This is a genomic window from Bacillus sp. ISL-47, assembly GCF_018613175.1.
GTDB lineage: Bacteria > Bacillota > Bacilli > Bacillales > Cytobacillaceae > Cytobacillus.
This window is the reverse complement of sequence record NZ_JAGGQS010000002.1, coordinates 146078-162206: the sequence shown is the minus strand read 5'-3', so window position 1 is coordinate 162206 and position 16129 is coordinate 146078. Positions and strand designations below refer to the sequence as shown.

Below are 16129 nucleotides of genomic sequence, written 5' to 3'. Positions count from 1 at the left end.
TTTCAGTCAGTCCGGAAAAAATAAGGCGATTAAAAAAATTGCAGAATAATAAAGAAAAAGACTTCACCAACTTTGCTTATAGGTTCCCGTTTTTTTTGTGTGTTTTCTTAATAAATGGCATAAGAAATGACGTGTGTGTTGGCACACGTCATTTCTTATGTTTTTTTGAGCTTTATGAAACAAATACGGATAGCGCCTACTATAAAATCTATACCAGTTTTTTCTCTATCATATTAGATAAAGTCCTTTCAAGTTAGAAAAAATTAACTCTTTATGAAATCTTTACATCCAATTTACATTTGCTCTGTATAATTTCGAATATAGGTCATTAGTATGATAAGTTGGAGGTTTTGATTTTGCGCAAAAATGGGTTAAACGGATTTCTCACTATAAAAAGGGATAGGAAAAAATTCAGTCATAAACTGAACCTGAGTACAAGGTTATTTGCCTTATTTTTCTCCTTACTGCTGATCACCATTGCAGTATTAGGTTCTAGCTCATACGTAAAAGCAAAAGAAATAGCAATGGAAACAATAGAAAGCCGGCTGGAGAGAGAAGCAGAACTAATGGGTTATATTGCGGAAAACTTGAAATTTGTTTATATCAGTGATGATGCTTACTTTATGCAGCAGCTTGAAGCTAATGTTCGTTCACAGCAAAAAAAGCTTCAGACAGATGGGATTTCCTCCGATTTTTTTTATATCTCTGAAAAGGAGATTACGCCTTTCAAAGTAAGCAAAAATTCCGCTGCACCTTTTTCGGAGGTTACAATAAATACAATCACAAAAATGAAAAATGGTGTCATTCATGAATCGATGGATGGAACAGAGTACACAGTGGCTTTTCAGGAGATGGAAGAAATAGCCGGGATATATGTGCTCTTAATACCGACAAAGTCGTATGTGGGCGATGTTAGTGCTATTGGTTATTTTATAATGGCAGCCATTGCGGTCAGCCTGATCGCTGCCGCTGTCATTATTAGCCTATTTGTGCGAAAAATAACGAAGCCTCTTAATCAGTTAAGAAATACGATGAAGGAAGTCCGGGAAGGCAATCTGCAAAGTTCAACCGAGATTCATACGACGATTCCCGAAATTACCTCCTTGCATAACAGTTATAATAGTATGATTGAACAAATGAGGAAAATGCTGAGCGAGCTTACAGAGACAACAAAAGAGCTGGAGAATACAGGTAATGAACTGGAAGAGTCCTCCTTGAGCGGCCTTACAAGCAGCCAGCAGCTTGTGTCAGCCATTAATCTTGTGAAAGTGGGAGCGGAGCAGACTGCTGCGAGTTCAGAAAATAGCGTGATTAGCTTTAAAGAGATGAAGTATAAGATTGAAGAAATGTTTTTAAATATGGACAGTGTGAATAGCAGTTCTGTCACTATGAATATGTCTGCAAAACGGGGTGAAAGCAATATGGGCAAGCTGATTGCAGCCATCCAGTCATTTGGCGCAGATTTTGAAAAACTCACCATCACCATTAACCAAGTAAAAGATTTTTCACGATCGATTCATAATCTTGTAGGTTTAGTGAAGGGAATTGCAGAGCAAACAAAGCTGCTATCTTTAAATGCTTCCATTGAGGCTGCTCGTGCGGGGGAAGCCGGCAAAGGATTTGCTGTTGTAGCCGGTGAAGTCCGGAATCTAGCTGAGCAGTCAGCAACAGCTGCAGAGGAAATAACTTATGCGATTAAAAATATGGAGAGTATCACGGTAGGTGCTTCGGAAGAGTTTAATCAAATCTATATGAAAATAAAGGGCAATCTAGTCATAGCAAGTGAGTCGAAAAATTCTTTTGATGAGCTAATGAATGAGATATCAGCTGTTAGCAGTAAGCTCCTATCCATGCAGTCTGAGCTGGAAAACCTGGAGCAATTGCTGCCTCATCTGGAGCAAGGTGCAGATCAATTTTCTTCAGTTTCCCAAGAAACATTGGCCAGTGCAGAAGAAATGCTTGCTTCGAGTGTTATTCAGTCGAAACAAATAGAAAATACAAATGAGATAGGAATCAAGTTAAATTTACTAGCTAACTCATTGTCGAAAATGACAAGGCAGTATAAGGTGTAGGGCAGGAAACAACCTGAATTTTGAAATCTGCAATTCTGAAGTCTTAATAGATTAATAAAAAGGTAACTCAGGCTGCCGGAATGATCGGTGTAGCATGCAATTTTCTCATTTTACTAACAGCATAAATAGCTTTAGAGTACGGTCCGATTATCTTTCCACAATCGGGCCATTTTTTTGAACAAAAGTTATTAAGGTAATGCTTTTTATCTTTTCTTAATATCAAAGGGGTGTTTATATTTCAATAAAAACTTAATTATAATCAGTAATTATTTATTGCAAAACGATAAAATATATTTTAAAATCAATTTATAATAAATTGGTGAGGTGCTTTTTATGAAACAAGGAACTACACTCTTTTTAAAGATAGCTGTTATTCTTATAGGAATTCCGATTCTTGCTTTGTGTATATTTTTGGTGCCTGAGATAGGGGATGTTGCAGCACAGTTGCTTCCGGGTTTTGCTTTTATAGGATATCTCGCTTCCATCATTTTTTATGCGTCGGCGATCCCTTTTTACTTTGCTTTGTATCAGGCTTTTAAACTTTTACGCTATATTGACAAAAACAAAGCTTTCTCCGAATTATCTGTAAAGTCTTTAAAGAAGATCAAATACTGTGCAATTACAATAAGCAGTTTGCATGTGCTAGTCCTGCCGCTCTTCTATCTCTTTGCGGAGAAAGACGATGCCCCAGGTGTCATCTTTGTCGGATTGGTTGTTCCTTTTGCTTCGATGGTTATCGCAGTCTTTGCTGCTGTTCTTCAAAAACTGTTAAAAGAAGCGATTGATATAAAATCAGAAAATGACTTAACGGTTTGAGGTGAAAACAATGGCAATTATTATCAATATTGATGTGATGCTGGCTAAGAGGAAAATGAGCGTAACAGAACTTTCGGAGAGGGTTGGAATCACAATGGCTAACCTCTCTATATTGAAAAATGGAAAGGCAAAAGCCATTAGGTTTTCAACTTTAGAGGGGATTTGCAAAGCATTAGAATGTCAGCCGGGAGATATTTTAGAATACCGAAGTGATGAAGACACCTAAGATGAGTAAAGCAGTTTAAGGGGAAAAACCACCAGGGGAGATGCCAGCCAATTTTTATCACTGACAGGAACCCTCTTTTAAAAAGTCGGATCCTTAGCATAATTCTACTTGCTGAAGTTCACCTATTGTAAGAGAAGGATTAAGAGTAATATGATAAGCTTATACAATTTCATTAACTTACAGTAAAAGGGTGGTTTATTGAAGAAATTCTCTATATTTTGGGTCATGAGTTTTCTATTTTCATTTCTTGGTTTTTATCTCATAGAACATCTGTTTACGATTAAACCTGATGTCATTTCAGGTAATGGAAATCTGGGTATTTTGATTATCATGTTGTTCTCACCTATCTTTATCGCGAGTTATTTCTTGACTTATAAACTGGCAAAAGAACAATCTTACAACACTAGGAATAGGAAAGTAACAGCGGTTATATTATCAGTGTCACTCTTATGCTGTGCATTATTGGTGTTCCCAATCGTAAATTATACAAATGAACTCATATTTGCTTTGGGTGGACCCCCCGCTGAACCGGACTCTAGAATTTATCGCTTTGGCTGGTTTAATCAGTATACCAATAGTCTATTTTTTAATGTTTATACTTTTTTCCTGACTCATATTTTAGCTGTGATCTTGGGTATCCTAACCTCGTTAAGAAATAAGTAATACGGGTGTAAGAGCTGCAGAGAAAGCTGCCAAAAAGGGGAGATGTATATGGCATTAAAAGCAGGAGATATAGCAAAGAAAAATGCTTGGAGCATACGTTTCCAAGCATTTGTTATACCAATCTTTAGAAGATAAGCCTCTATAGCTTAACAACAAACTCTACTGTTTTTTCTTCCACTCTGACTTACTCAATATATAGTGATTATAACGTTCATTTTCTATAGTCTGTTCACCTCGATAGGTAAATTCACATTTTTTAATCACTTTATTTGATGAGACGTTGTTAGTTAAAGCTACTGCGTTAAGGATTTCTACATTTGTATTTGTAAACAAATAGTCAATCAAACCCATAGATGCTTTAGTTGCGTAACCCTTCAATTGATATTCATTTGAAATGGCATACATAATTTCTCTATTCGGTGCAGGAAGCTCTTCTTTAATACCCGTACAGCACCAGCCAATGAATTCATTCGTTTCCTTAATAAATACTCCTAGTTTTAAAATATGATCTTCTATGTTGGCTGTTTTTGCAGCTGCATCAAGAAATGCTTTATTTTCAGGTATTTCGTAATTGGTGACCCAATCTATCCTTTGTTCTTTGGTTGATTTCCAGTCAGGCAAAAAATTAAATGTTTCTGGTTGGTTTGATATTCTGTATATATTAATGGCATCTTCAATTGAAAACTCTTGAAGATAAATATCATCGCAATCAATTCTAAATAATCCTTCTGATGTCTTATGTTTCATAACTTTTCCCCTTGTAAGTCCTATTTTTATAACATCCTCTATAAGGCAGCCTAATTCTATTAACCTGCTCAATAGTTGAATAAGTTCTCCCTTGATTTTAACATAAATACCCAATAACCCTTTTTATGTATTTCATCACATCAAAACTGGATATACATTTGCACGATGATTAAAACTTCTGTCAGCCTGTCAAAATGGCTGCGAATTCACCTTAATTTTTATTTAACCCCTTCTCTTTCAACAAAAATTAGCAGTCCAATTTAGTTAATTGGACTGCTAATTTCGTTTTTGTACCCGGAAACCGAACACGTCAGGTTACAATTCCAATACTTTTTTTCTTAATGCTGTTTATCTAAGGCCAATTTTAATCCAAATCCGATTAAGACAAGACCTGTTGCTTTATCCATGACAGTCTGGACCTTGGGAGACATGAGCCATTCACGCAAATAGTTAATGAAAAAGACGTAAAGAAAAAACCAGGTGATGGATAATAGCGTATAAATTACACCCATCATAATAAGCTGCCCAGTTGTGTCCGCTCCTGTTTTCACAAATTGGGGCAAAAAGGTTAAGAAGAATATGGCAACCTTGGGATTCAGCACATTGGAGAAAAGGCCTTGCTTAAAGGCTGACTTTTTCATTTCAGAATGTTCATTATTATCAACGTTGGCCGCTTTCTTCTTTTTCCTTGTAATGAATGAAGATACTCCGAGGTAGATCAAATAAATGGCACCAGCATATTTAACGATTTTAAAAGCAGCAGCAGACTGCATTAAAATAGCTGAAAGACCAAACGCAGCTGCAAATGTATGCACCAATGAACCAGTTGTAATCCCAAAAGCCATTTTATAGCCATCGATTCTTCCATCTGAAATCGTCCTTTTGGTGATAAGGGCAGTATCGATTCCTGGGCTCATGACAACAAATAATGAAATGATTAAAAATGTAAAGAAATCATTCATTTTTTCTTCACTCCTGTCTGACTTGTAAAAGGTCATCTGATAAAATATAATTTACTAAATATTAAATATAGTTTAACATAAGTGTATGATAAATTGTTTAATTAAATTTAATTATATTAAGTTATTTTTAATTTTAAGGAGTGGGGTAATGGAAAATATAGATATTGGTAAAAAAGTGGAGAGGTTCAGAAAAGCAAAAGGTTTAAGCAGCAGAGAACTAGCGAAAATCGCTGAAATCACCCCTTCCATGTTAAGCCAAATTGAACGGGGGCTGGCAAACCCTTCAATTCAGACGCTAAAGGTTTTAGCAAAAGCCCTGGATGTTCCCACTTTTAGCTTTTTGCTTGAAGAAACCAAGACCGAAGACTTGGTTGTCAGGTCCAATGAACGAAAGAAAATGGTGGTTGACAACCTGTCGTATGAGTTATTGTCACCTGATTTTGCAGGAACAATGGCGACTGCCATTATGAATGTTCCTCCTCAAGCATCTTCATCGGATAAACTTTTGGAACACAAAGGAGAGGAAGTTGCTTTTGTATTGGAGGGGAAAATTAAGGTGTATTTAGAGGATGAAGAATACATTTTAGAAACTGGTGACAGTGTCAAAATACCAGCTTATATGAAGCATAGATGGGAAAATAAATTTAATGAAAAGGCTGCCATCCTTTTTTCGGTGACTCCACCGGCGTTTTAAAGCCGCAGTGGACTCACCTTTTTAATGGAGTAACTGACAATGACTGTTGAAGCTCCTTCAGGATTTATTGTTGCCTGATAATCAGTTAAGCCCCATTCAAGGGATGGTAACCCGCCTCTTTAAAAAGGCATACATTGGTATATATAAAGAGGAGGTTTGTTATCATGTACCGAAACGTTTATCATCCCTGGCTTCCAAATTCAACTATTAGTAACCCCCAATTCTACACTCCAGCTTCTCTGTCTAACGGACATCGGAACACTCGGCAGCTTTCGGTGTTTCGGGCGGTGAACACCAGCGCTCAACCCTTGTCATTGGCGATTGCCAGAGTTGAATATCCAGAAGAAAAAATCGATTTAAATAATGAATATAATCAAAATACCTCAACCTATACCCCCGCTTCCAATGGTGTGTATTCTTTGCATGCGAGTATTTACTTTTCTCCTAATACACCTGCTGCTGGTCAGCAATATTTTCTAGTCTTGTTTTTACGAATAAATGGGACCGTGGTAGCCACAGAAACGGAATGGATTCCTGGGGGAGACGGTGTCATAACGGTGTCTGCTATACAACGGCTGCAAGCTGGAGATACGGTTGAGGTGCTTGCCAGAAGCGGCAGAGACGGTAAGATTAATGGTTTGGCACCCCTTAGTTCTATTCCGGGGGGCGGTCCTGACAAAACGCGTTTTGAAGGAGCAAGGGTAGCTTAAGTGAAAGAATGAATAGATCGGTGTGAGCATCAATCGCCATCAGCCGTATTTACCTTATTAAAAGGTGCTTAAAGAAGGATTCGGACTACTATTACAAACAAAACTCGCACATTGGCGAGTTTTTGCTTTTTTAACTACCAATAGCTCTAATATCAATGTGAAAATTCCCCATTAAGTTTCCGGTAGCTTTTAAATTAGGAAATAATGAACCCGGCTGCAATAAATAAGGCAGCCGCTAACACAGCCCCAATAGCCGATACCCTTAATTCATACCGTTCATAGTCAACAAGATCCATATCAAGAATAGAAGCAGTCGTAATGGTGGTTTCACCAAGCAGGGAGGTTAATGCGCCAAAGGCTCCGCTTGCAAAAACAGCTCCAGCTGTTAAGGGAATAGAGGCTCCAGTTGAGACTGCCCGTGTGCTCCCCAGCGGTCTTTTTCTTTTAGTATTAAACTAGCTGTTTTGTTGAAGCAGGAATCATTTAATTTCTAATGAATAATGAATATAGAAGTAGGAGCGAAGGAGATAGAAGAATGGATGAAGATAAAAAGAGTTCTATTTTAGGAACAGTTCAGGCGGTTTGTTTAAGTAATAAGCATTCATTTAGTAAAGGAAATCAAGAATATATAACGCTGTAGTATGGATTAATGGTAACAGAATTCGAAAGAGTGATAAATAGATGCTAAACTTTAACCGATTAAAAAGTATAACCAACTTGGAAGATTGGAAAAGAGTATATAATGAAGAGATTCAGAAGCTCGACAACCTATATCAAGAGGAAGAGCGTTTATATTATAGAATGTATACTCATGGGAATGAGAGTGAAAGAATCAATGAAATTCAAAGAATAAAGCATGAGTTGATGACTGATCAGCAATTAATAAAGACGTTGTCATCATGGAAAGATTCGTTAATAGATGATCCCATTTGGCACAGAAGACTAGATGTTTTCTTATCGAGGATGAGTCAAGAAGCACTTGATAGCCACCCGGAACTTGCAAAAATCCACCAAAGATTGCAAACAAACCTTATGAATACCACTTTTATGGTAGATGGAAAAGAATATAACTTGGGTGCAGTTCATTCCAATATACTAGAAAATCCTGACCGTGAGCTTCGCAAGCAACTTTTTCTTGGGGCTCAAAAGATTGGTGAAGTGAATGAGGATTTATTTAGATCATTAGTCAAAAAACGGAACGAGCTTGCTAGAAATCAAGGTTATACCAATTATTATTACTTTCGATGCTTCTTAAAAGAAATTGATATGGATTCTTATATTGGTGAAATGAATACTTTACTAAAGAGAATAGCAAACTTATCCAGCTATTGGGAAAATAGGATAAAAGAAAAATTCGGATGGGAAACCCTCCATTATTATGACCAATATTTTTCAATGTTTAATTTCCATCAGCTGGAAAATAACTCCTTTCATTCTAATCGTATGAAAGAGGTTTTAACAGATGCTGTAAGCAGTCTAGGAAAATCGATAGATGAAATCCCTCTTTCAATCGAGAGCCTTGAAATTCCTTATGGCGGATTTTGTATTAACATAAATCCAAACGAAATTAAACTTGTTGTTAGTAAACGTGACTCCTATTCTGTGTTTCTATCAGGAATCCATGAGATGGGACATGCCATCGACGGACATTTTGGCTCCTATCAATATCCAGAACTATATCGATTTTATTCCAGTATTGCAGCCGAAGGAATAGCAGAATTTTTTCAAACAATAATCACTGATAAAACGTTCTTAATAAAGAATTTTGATCTTCAGGATGATGAGTATGTACAAATCGAAGAAATCAATCAAATTATGGATTTGAAAATGGTGAAAATAAATCATTATTTTAGTTTGGTAGAATATGAAATATATAAAAATCCTGAACGTAATTTCCAAGAAATAGCGAATGAATTATATAAGTTTGTATTTGGTTATGAGGGTGAAACGGCCCATCCGGCAAATATGATGTTTTATGTTGAAAATCCTGCTTTTTTCCAAGATTATAACTTTGCGTTAGCCATAAGAGAAATGATTCGCAATAAGTTCAAGGTTACGAGTCCTTACGGGAATTCTGAAGTTTTTCATAAGCTTCTTGAGAAATTTATCAAGCCAAACCAGCTTTATTCTTGGAAACATCGCATAGAAGAGCTTTGTGGTGAACCTCATACCTTTACTTACTTAGCAAAAAGAATATCGAACTAAAAAAGCCTAAATAAAGAAACTCTATAATAGATTATTAAACCAACCGGTGCAAGAGCTGTCATTGCTGCAGATTACCTTATTGTACTTAAGGGAAGTTTACGTAAGTCAGAAAATATAGTAAGAAAGAATAGTCGAATGTAGGATGCACCATTAGTGGGATTCGTCGTTTTGATTGAATCAAAGCCTGCGGTTCACGACTATGAGCACAGACCAAGGTCTAGGTCTGTGCTCATTTTATGGCAATGAATAGAGTGCTAATTACATTTCACTCAGGCCTTTACTGGATTGTTTCTATCTAGTTTTTTATGATGTTTGAAAAGGTATCTGACAAATTATCGATGTAAGTCATTCACTTCGAGGGCAACACGTATTCCAGATTCGATTGCTCCTTCAATCCAGCCATGGAGCCGGGATGATGATCACCGGCAAAATGCACTCTTTCTTCTGTGAAAGTAAAAAAACTGGGATAAGGCAGTCCTCTTAAGAAATGATAAATCCACTTATAATAAATAAACCAGTCGCTATTACACCGCCAATGACGGAAATCTTTAACTTATAACGTGCATAATCCACAAGATCCATATCCAAAATGGAGGCAGTCGTTATGGTCGTATCGCCAAGCGGGGAGGTTAAAGCCCCAAATGCACCGCTTGCAAATACTGCGCCAACAGTCAGCGGGATAGAGGCGCCGGTTGAGACGGCCAGAGTAATACCCAATGGCATGAACAGACCCCACGTTCCCCATGAGCTGCCAATGAAATAACCAACAACAGATCCAAGCACAAAAATCGCTGCTGGAGTCAAAAAAGCAGGCAGAAAGCTTCCAAGGGAACTGCCGATAAATTTGGAAAAACCCAGATCTTCTGCCGCCAATGTTAATGTCCAGATCAAAATGAGGAGGCTGATGGCTTCCATCATCTGATTGCCGCCATCATAAAAATGGTAGAGAATTTCGTTCATTTTCTCTTTTCTCAAAACGTAGAAAACAAACGTTAATACCAATGTGATAAAAACGGCCAGAAGCATCACAAAGGTTGCATCGGCCATGGAGAAGGCTTCAAAGATCGTCTCCGCTCCCTGAGCCATGCCGTCTTTCCATAAAAGAAAAAGAGAAAAAGCAAGCAGCAAAAAGACAGGGACAATCAAATGCCAGGGCTGTGCTTTTACGAGGGATAATTCTCTTTTAATCCCCATGCGATGGAATTCATGCTCTTCTTCTTCCAAGTCCTTATGTAACGGTTTGTCTTGCTGCTTTGTTCTTTTAGGAGTCCAAAGCGTCTGCACAATCCCTATGATCAGCATGATGATGGCATAGAAGTTAAACAAAATACTTAATAGAAACACTTCATAAGGAGACATGTCCAGGTTAAGGCCGCTGATGCCGCCTTCGACCAGAGACACCATGAACCCTACAAATGCGGTCGCAACTGGAAGGAGCACAATAATAGACTCTGTCGAAATATCCAGCGTCATGCCGACCTTTTGCTTGGACAGGTTCATCTTTTTAATCAAGGATTTTATAATCGGGCCAATCATCATGATCCGAAACATCGGCATCATGAAGGTAAAAGGGAGGGTAATCCAAACAAAGCCCAGCAGCCCCCGTTCCGTATGAATCCGGGTACCGGCCCATTCGGAAAAACCCTTAATGCCGCCCGAAATATTCATCATGCCGACAAGGCCGCCAAATAAATATAAAAACCCGATGATTTTGATGTTGGTTTCATCGGACAAGGTATTGACCATGTAAGTAACAGATTGCTCGGTTCCTGACAGTAAATCTGCCGAAACGATAATGGAGCCAACTAAAATACCAACAACAAGTCCCGGCAGGATATTTTTAAGCCAGATAGACATTGCTATGACGATTACAAATGGTAAGAGAGAAAGCCATGTTTGATCCAATATTCTGCCCTCCAATGAAAATGCTATTACTGAATTAGTATAGCCAAGGCAGGAAGGTCCATTCCTGGAAGCTGACCGCATAATTGAAACCTTAACGTATTGGGTGAAGCACCGAAATTTTTGCTGCTAGGCAATTAGGAAAATAAAATGCTCGCTCTCTGTTAGGGGGTTAATAAGATAACTTAAAACGCCTTGATCTAATTCCATAAGTTCCATACACACTTTATTCAATTTTTACCTATTTCCATGTTTGTCCATTACGATACTAATCGTTAGGACATACGCTGTATTAATTATTAATTAAGGCAGGTGATACATTATGTCAGATGGTAAACGTTCTAATTTTGCATTGATCGTAGTGCTTTTCGTTCTTTTAATTATTGTCGGTACATCCTTTGGGAAAGGGTACTATTAATAATTAAGAAAGTGCAAACAAATAAGTACACCTCCACAAATTCAAAGAAGCGTCCATCAAACGCTTCTTTTTCCTATTTAGATGCATTCTTAAGCGATGGCTCGAGCTTGTTGAAATGTACTCTGCAGTACCTTTTATGAAAGAGACATTTTTTTGTGCTGCACGGTTAAACAAAACCCAATAAATATGGGTGTTTGATTCAGTAACAATACCCCATCCTAACACATATTTTGATGAGAAGAGATTGAAAGTAATGATTCGTTTAATTACTGTTGATTTCTGCTGTTCTTCTTATGCCCCTTTCATGTTGCTGGCACATCTTATGAAAAAATACGGAGGTATGAACATGAATGATTTCCAAAGAGAACTTCAAATGTTGAATGTTGGTGATTTCCATGCGAACGAGGCGATTCCTTGGGATCAAAACCAGTACTATAATGATCAGGCCCGGTTATGCGGTGGTATAGGTTTTGGCTTTGGCTTTAGCTGCTTTTTCTTTAATTGCTTCAGTTGTTTTAACTGTTTTAATTGTTTTCGCTGCTCTAACTGTTTTCACGGGGGACGCTGTGGCGGACGTTGCGGGGGACGCTGCGGCGGACGTTGTGGCGGTCGCTAGCCTTAACAATAATGCCAGTTTAATATAAAACTGGCTGGACAATCAAAAAAGGAGTCCCTGCAGCTGCATGCAGGGGCTTTTCTTCTAAGGGGCAGACATATGAGACAAATCTCGGTACATAGGATTATAGAGAAAGGTATGTTTCATAAATAGGAATAGTTTGGGTAAGGAGGAGCGAAATGAAAAATTTGACCCCTTCTATGCGGCTGAAGGTGAAAAGGGACACGTTTTTTCTCCCTGATCCAACCAAGGGTGTGTATTTTCGGAACAATTTAAGCTCCTTCCGCATGGAAGGCAATATGATCGATCAGTGGGTTCAAAAGCTGATACCAATGTTTAATGGTGAATTTTCATTGGGGGATTTGACAGCCGGTTTGCCGGGTCCACATAGGGATCGGGTATTTGAAATTGCGGAAGTGCTTTATCGAAATGGCTTTGCTCGGGATGTAAGCCAAGACCACCCTCATCAATTACAAGATCGTGTTCTTGAAAAGTTTGCTTCTCAAATTGAATTCCTGGAAAGTTTCGGGGATTCGGGTGCTTACCGGTTTCAGGCCTATCGTCGGGCAAAAGTGCTGGCAGCAGGATCAGGCCCTTTTTTTGTTTCCCTGGTTTCTTCGCTGATTGAGTCCGGATTACCTAAGGTCCATATGCTTATTACGGACCCGGAATCTACTAATAGACAGAGGCTGAAGGATATTATCGCACATGCCCGTCAAACAGACCCTGAGGTCTCAGTAGAGGAGGTAAAACATCAGAAGGAAGAAGATTATTCCTGGGAGGAAATAATCCAGCCGTATGATTCCATTTTATATGTGTCGGATGCGGGCGATCTAGAGGAACTGCGGGTTATACATGCCGCATGCAGGGCAGAGAAGAAGTTGTTCCTTCCTGCTATATTCCACAAACAGGCTGGTCTGGCAGGTCCACTGGTTCATCCGGATTCAGAAGGGTGCTGGGAGTCCGCATGGCACCGCATACATCAATCTGCGTTTTGCGAAGACAAGCAATTACACACCTTCTCCTCCACAGCAGGAGCAATGTTGGCTAATTTAATCGTGTTTCAACTGTTTAAAGAGACTACAGGGTTGATCAGTGCTGAACAGAGAAATCAGTTCTTTCTGCTTAATCTGGAGACGCTGGAAGGAAATTGGCATTCATTCTTGCCTCATCCGATATTGACCGGAAATACAGCCGGCGAATGGATTCAAGATGTTGATCTGAAGATCGAACAGAGTTCGAGCAGAAGTGACCCGAACAGTTTGTTTCTTTTCTTCAGCCAATTGACATCCAAAGAATCAGGGGTTTTTCATAAATGGGAGGAGGGAGATTTAAAGCAGCTTCCGTTAGCGCAGTGCGAGGTTCAGGCAGTGGACCCGTTGTCCGAGGGTCCGGCTGAGCTGCTGCCAAACATTGTCTGTACAGATTTGAGGCATGAGGAGGCACGCAGGGAAGCAGGTCTGACCGGGATAGAAGCGTATGTGTCACGGATGGCTGTTCAGCTCGCTGGGGCTCTGCTTCCACATCGCGAAATAGATGGGGATATAGGAAATTCTAAGGACTTTGTTGGTGTGGGAGCAGGGGAAACATTTGCAGAGGGTGTTTTCCGCGGCTTGGATAGGTGTTTGGACGAGGAACTGGCTAATCGTCAAGCGGATCAGAATGCTGTTTCTCCGCTGCATTTGAGTGCAGTAGAGGATGAACGCTGCAGGTTTTATTTGGAGGCATTGACAACGATACAGGGAGCACCGACAATCTGCATGGGTGGGGAAGTGTGCGGTTTCCCTGTGATCTGGGTCGGCACGAACGATCGCTGGTTTGGCAGTGCAGGCTTTAATAGAACAATAGCGCTCCGTAAAGCGCTGCAGCACGCGCTCATACAGGGGCAAAATTCAACGAGCAAACATAAGCCAACAGCGTTGGAGGCATCATCTGTGCTTCTGGAAGATAAGGAGCCTCTTAGCCTTGTAATCCCTCCTTGTGAAGAGACGGCGCAACCCCAGGTTTTGCAGTCTGCTATTCAGGTGCTGGAACGGAACAAAAAACAGTTCTTAGTCTGCGAATTTTCGCTTGAACCATTTTTAAAAGAGCATCTGGCAGGGGTGTTTGGGGTGCTACTGCGAGAGGAGGAATCTCAGTGAGTGCTGTCGTAGTAGTTGTCGGAGAAGGACTGCTGGCGGACAGCGTATGCAAAGAACTGCCCGCCAAATATAAGATAGTTCGTCATATAAACTTCGAGCCAGAACTGCCGGAAGGAACCGATTTGATTTTGGTGCTGAACGATGCCTGGATTCCTGCCATTCATAAAAAGGCTGAAGAGGTGTCACGGTCATCCGGTATTCCTTGGCTGCGGGGCTTTGTTTCATTTGGCGAGGGTGTGGTTGGTCCGCTGGTTCACCCGGGAACGCCGGGGTGTTCACAGTGTGCGGACACGCGAAAACTCTTTGCTGGGCGTGACCGCGAAGAGATGTGGGCACTGCAGCAGGGGCTGGAAGGGAACAACGGATTAATGCGTGACGCATGGGCATCGCGAACAGGACTTTTACAAATGGCTTACCTGGTCGTGTCGGAGGTGCAAAGGGTTCTTGAGGGCAGCTTGGCCGACTTGGATGGCCGCCTGTTTTTGATCAGCCTGAAAACACTTAAAACCTCTAGCCATTTCATATTACCAGATTCATTGTGTCCGGTCTGCAGTTCCTTGCCTGAAGACTCGAATGCAGCTGCCCGAATCTCCATGCAGCCAAGTCCAAAAATAAGCGCAGACAGTTACCGCTGCCGTTCATTGGAGGATTTAAATAAAACGCTCGTCAAAAATTATCTGGATTCCAAGACTGGATTAATGAATGGTAAAATGTATGATTTCACACCTCCGTTTGCTGATGTAGTGGTAAACCTGCCGTTATTTTCTGGGGACGAAGGCGTAGCAGGCCGTACGCATTCATATAAAGTAAGCGAGCTGACTGCCATTTTGGAGGGGCTTGAGCGATCCTGCGGTATGGCGCCGCGTGGAAAAAGGACAGCAGTCTTTGACAGTTTCCGCAACCTGGAAGATCAGGCCCTTAATCCTGTTAAAGTAGGTGTGCATGCGGATGTACAGTATGCACGGCCGGATTTTCCATTTAAAAAGTTTGATCCTGATACTCCAATGAAGTGGGTGTGGGGCTATTCGTTTTTGCAGGAGCGTCCCATTCTGGTTCCTGAGCTGCTTGCTTATTACAGCATGGGCTGCGGGCAGGGATTTGTCTATGAAACGTCCAACGGATGTGCACTTGGCGGGAGCCTGGAGGAGGCGATTTTCTACGGTATTTTAGAAGTGGTGGAGCGTGATTCGTTCCTGATGACTTGGTACAGCAAGCTAGCCCTTCCGCGTCTTGATCCGTATTCCTCAAATGATCGGGAATTGAAGTTAATGATTGATCGTGTGAAGGCGGTAGCAGGATATGATCTGTATATCTATAACGCGACAATGGAGCACGGCATTCCAAGTATTTGGGCGATGGCGAAAAACAGGAAGCAAAAGGGATTAAATATCATTTGTGCGGCAGGAGCCCATCCTGACCCCGTACGGGCGGTAAAAAGCGCGGTTCACGAGTTAGCGGGGATGATGATGACACTTGACAATAAATTTGAAGAGAACCAGGAGGAATTTTTGCGAATGCTGCAAGATTCATCCCTCGTGGGGAAAATGGATGATCATGGGATGCTGTACGGTTTACCGCAAGCGGAAGAGCGCCTAAAGTTCCTGCTGGATGAAAACCGGCCGCTCCGTACGTTTTCCGAGGAATTCAAGTGGGAGGGGAGACATGCAGACCTGACAGATGATCTGCAGGACATTCTTCAAGTGTTACACGGAGTGAACCTTGATGTCATTGTGGTGGATCAGACCACACCGGAAGTTAGACGGAACGGATTACATTGTGTCAAAGTGCTGATCCCAGGGATGCTGCCTATGACATTCGGACATCACCTAACACGCGTTTCAGGGCTTGAGAGGGTGTTAAGGGTCCCAATGGAACTCGGGTATGCAAAAGAACCGCTTACATTTGAGCAGCTTAATCCACATCCGCACCCGTTTCCATAAGCGCTGACTGGGAGGTA

Annotated in this window: 14 protein-coding genes and 1 pseudogene; 11 read left to right on the top strand and 4 right to left on the bottom strand. The window is 40.5% G+C overall.

What is annotated here, in order from left to right:
• Positions 1-356: 356 nt before the first annotated feature.
• The 3 genes from J7I93_RS01415 to J7I93_RS01405 all read left to right on the top strand — a co-directional run bounded on the left by J7I93_RS01415 (position 357) and on the right by J7I93_RS01405 (position 3114).
• Positions 357-2072, top strand: coding sequence for a methyl-accepting chemotaxis protein (locus J7I93_RS01415; protein ID WP_214987723.1), 1716 nt, complete (start codon positions 357-359; stop codon positions 2070-2072).
• A 333-nt stretch (positions 2073-2405) separates the two neighbouring features.
• On the top strand, positions 2406-2888 hold the full coding sequence (locus J7I93_RS01410) for a DUF2975 domain-containing protein (protein WP_214722647.1): 483 nt from the start codon (positions 2406-2408) through the stop codon (positions 2886-2888).
• A 10-nt stretch (positions 2889-2898) separates the two neighbouring features.
• Positions 2899-3114 carry a helix-turn-helix domain-containing protein gene (locus J7I93_RS01405; protein WP_214722646.1) on the top strand — a complete coding sequence of 72 codons (216 nt, stop codon included), beginning with the start codon at positions 2899-2901 and terminating at the stop codon, positions 3112-3114.
• Positions 3115-3936: 822 nt separating this feature from the next.
• Here J7I93_RS01405 and J7I93_RS01400 read toward each other — a convergent pair.
• Together J7I93_RS01400 and J7I93_RS01395 are read right to left on the bottom strand one after the other, a co-directional pair.
• Positions 3937-4524 carry a GNAT family N-acetyltransferase gene (locus J7I93_RS01400; protein WP_214722645.1) on the bottom strand — a complete coding sequence of 196 codons (588 nt, stop codon included), beginning with the start codon at positions 4522-4524 and terminating at the stop codon, positions 3937-3939.
• A 338-nt stretch (positions 4525-4862) separates the two neighbouring features.
• Complete coding sequence (locus J7I93_RS01395) at positions 4863-5486, bottom strand: LysE family translocator (protein ID WP_214722644.1); 624 nt, start codon at positions 5484-5486, stop codon at positions 4863-4865.
• A 148-nt stretch (positions 5487-5634) separates the two neighbouring features.
• Between J7I93_RS01395 and J7I93_RS01390 the strand changes: the two genes are divergently transcribed.
• The 4 genes from J7I93_RS01390 to J7I93_RS01375 all read left to right on the top strand — a co-directional run bounded on the left by J7I93_RS01390 (position 5635) and on the right by J7I93_RS01375 (position 9095).
• The gene (locus J7I93_RS01390) at positions 5635-6180 is read left to right on the top strand and encodes a helix-turn-helix domain-containing protein (RefSeq protein ID WP_214722643.1); all 546 of its coding nucleotides are present in this window, start codon (positions 5635-5637) and stop codon (positions 6178-6180) included.
• Positions 6181-6467: 287 nt separating this feature from the next.
• Positions 6468-6890 carry a hypothetical protein gene (locus tag J7I93_RS01385; protein ID WP_214722642.1) on the top strand — a complete coding sequence of 141 codons (423 nt, stop codon included), beginning with the start codon at positions 6468-6470 and terminating at the stop codon, positions 6888-6890.
• 318 nt (positions 6891-7208) lie between these two features.
• Complete coding sequence (locus tag J7I93_RS01380) at positions 7209-7349, top strand: hypothetical protein (protein ID WP_214722641.1); 141 nt, start codon at positions 7209-7211, stop codon at positions 7347-7349.
• 222 nt (positions 7350-7571) lie between these two features.
• Complete coding sequence (locus J7I93_RS01375) at positions 7572-9095, top strand: gluzincin family metallopeptidase (RefSeq protein WP_214722640.1); 1524 nt, start codon at positions 7572-7574, stop codon at positions 9093-9095.
• A gap of 332 nt (positions 9096-9427) precedes the next feature.
• Here J7I93_RS01375 and J7I93_RS25045 read toward each other — a convergent pair.
• Together J7I93_RS25045 and J7I93_RS01370 are read right to left on the bottom strand one after the other, a co-directional pair.
• A pseudogene (locus tag J7I93_RS25045) lies at positions 9428-9540 on the bottom strand (FAD-dependent oxidoreductase); the annotation flags it as partial.
• Between the two features lie 35 nt (positions 9541-9575).
• Entirely contained in the window at positions 9576-11000 is a 1425-nt protein-coding gene (locus tag J7I93_RS01370) for a Na+/H+ antiporter NhaC family protein (protein WP_214722639.1), read from the bottom strand.
• 319 nt (positions 11001-11319) lie between these two features.
• Here J7I93_RS01370 and J7I93_RS01365 point away from each other — a divergent pair, with 319 nt between their 5' ends.
• From J7I93_RS01365 to J7I93_RS01350, 4 genes are all read left to right on the top strand, one after another.
• A complete protein-coding gene (locus J7I93_RS01365) occupies positions 11320-11415 on the top strand; it encodes a YjcZ family sporulation protein (RefSeq protein ID WP_214722638.1) in 96 nt (31 codons plus the stop codon).
• A gap of 253 nt (positions 11416-11668) precedes the next feature.
• Positions 11669-12031 (top strand): heterocycloanthracin/sonorensin family bacteriocin, encoded by a 363-nt coding sequence (locus J7I93_RS01360; protein ID WP_214987725.1) that lies wholly within the window; start codon positions 11669-11671, stop codon positions 12029-12031.
• Positions 12032-12210: 179 nt separating this feature from the next.
• Positions 12211-14172, top strand: coding sequence for a putative thiazole-containing bacteriocin maturation protein (locus J7I93_RS01355; protein WP_214722637.1), 1962 nt, complete (start codon positions 12211-12213; stop codon positions 14170-14172).
• Positions 14169-16112, top strand: a complete 1944-nt coding sequence (locus J7I93_RS01350; RefSeq protein ID WP_214722636.1) for a TOMM precursor leader peptide-binding protein — start codon at positions 14169-14171, stop codon at positions 16110-16112. The genes J7I93_RS01355 and J7I93_RS01350 overlap by 4 nt, the downstream gene beginning before the upstream one ends.
• Positions 16113-16129: the final 17 nt, after the last annotated feature.

Bases quoted from the DNA above. Each gene is read 5' to 3' on its own strand.
- J7I93_RS01360 (WP_214987725.1), top strand. From the start codon at position 11,669: ATGATTCGTTTAATTACTGTTGATTTCTGCTGTTCTTCTTATGCCCCT.
- J7I93_RS01405 (WP_214722646.1), top strand. From the start codon at position 2,899: ATGGCAATTATTATCAATATTGATGTGATGCTGGCTAAGAGGAAAATG.
- J7I93_RS01390 (WP_214722643.1), top strand. From the start codon at position 5,635: ATGGAAAATATAGATATTGGTAAAAAAGTGGAGAGGTTCAGAAAAGCA.
- J7I93_RS01380 (WP_214722641.1), top strand. From the start codon at position 7,209: ATGGTGGTTTCACCAAGCAGGGAGGTTAATGCGCCAAAGGCTCCGCTT.
- J7I93_RS01355 (WP_214722637.1), top strand. From the start codon at position 12,211: ATGAAAAATTTGACCCCTTCTATGCGGCTGAAGGTGAAAAGGGACACG.
- J7I93_RS01365 (WP_214722638.1), top strand. From the start codon at position 11,320: ATGTCAGATGGTAAACGTTCTAATTTTGCATTGATCGTAGTGCTTTTC.
- J7I93_RS01400 (WP_214722645.1), bottom strand. From the start codon at position 4,524: ATGAAACATAAGACATCAGAAGGATTATTTAGAATTGATTGCGATGAT.
- J7I93_RS01410 (WP_214722647.1), top strand. From the start codon at position 2,406: ATGAAACAAGGAACTACACTCTTTTTAAAGATAGCTGTTATTCTTATA.
- J7I93_RS01375 (WP_214722640.1), top strand. From the start codon at position 7,572: ATGCTAAACTTTAACCGATTAAAAAGTATAACCAACTTGGAAGATTGG.
- J7I93_RS01395 (WP_214722644.1), bottom strand. From the start codon at position 5,486: ATGAATGATTTCTTTACATTTTTAATCATTTCATTATTTGTTGTCATG.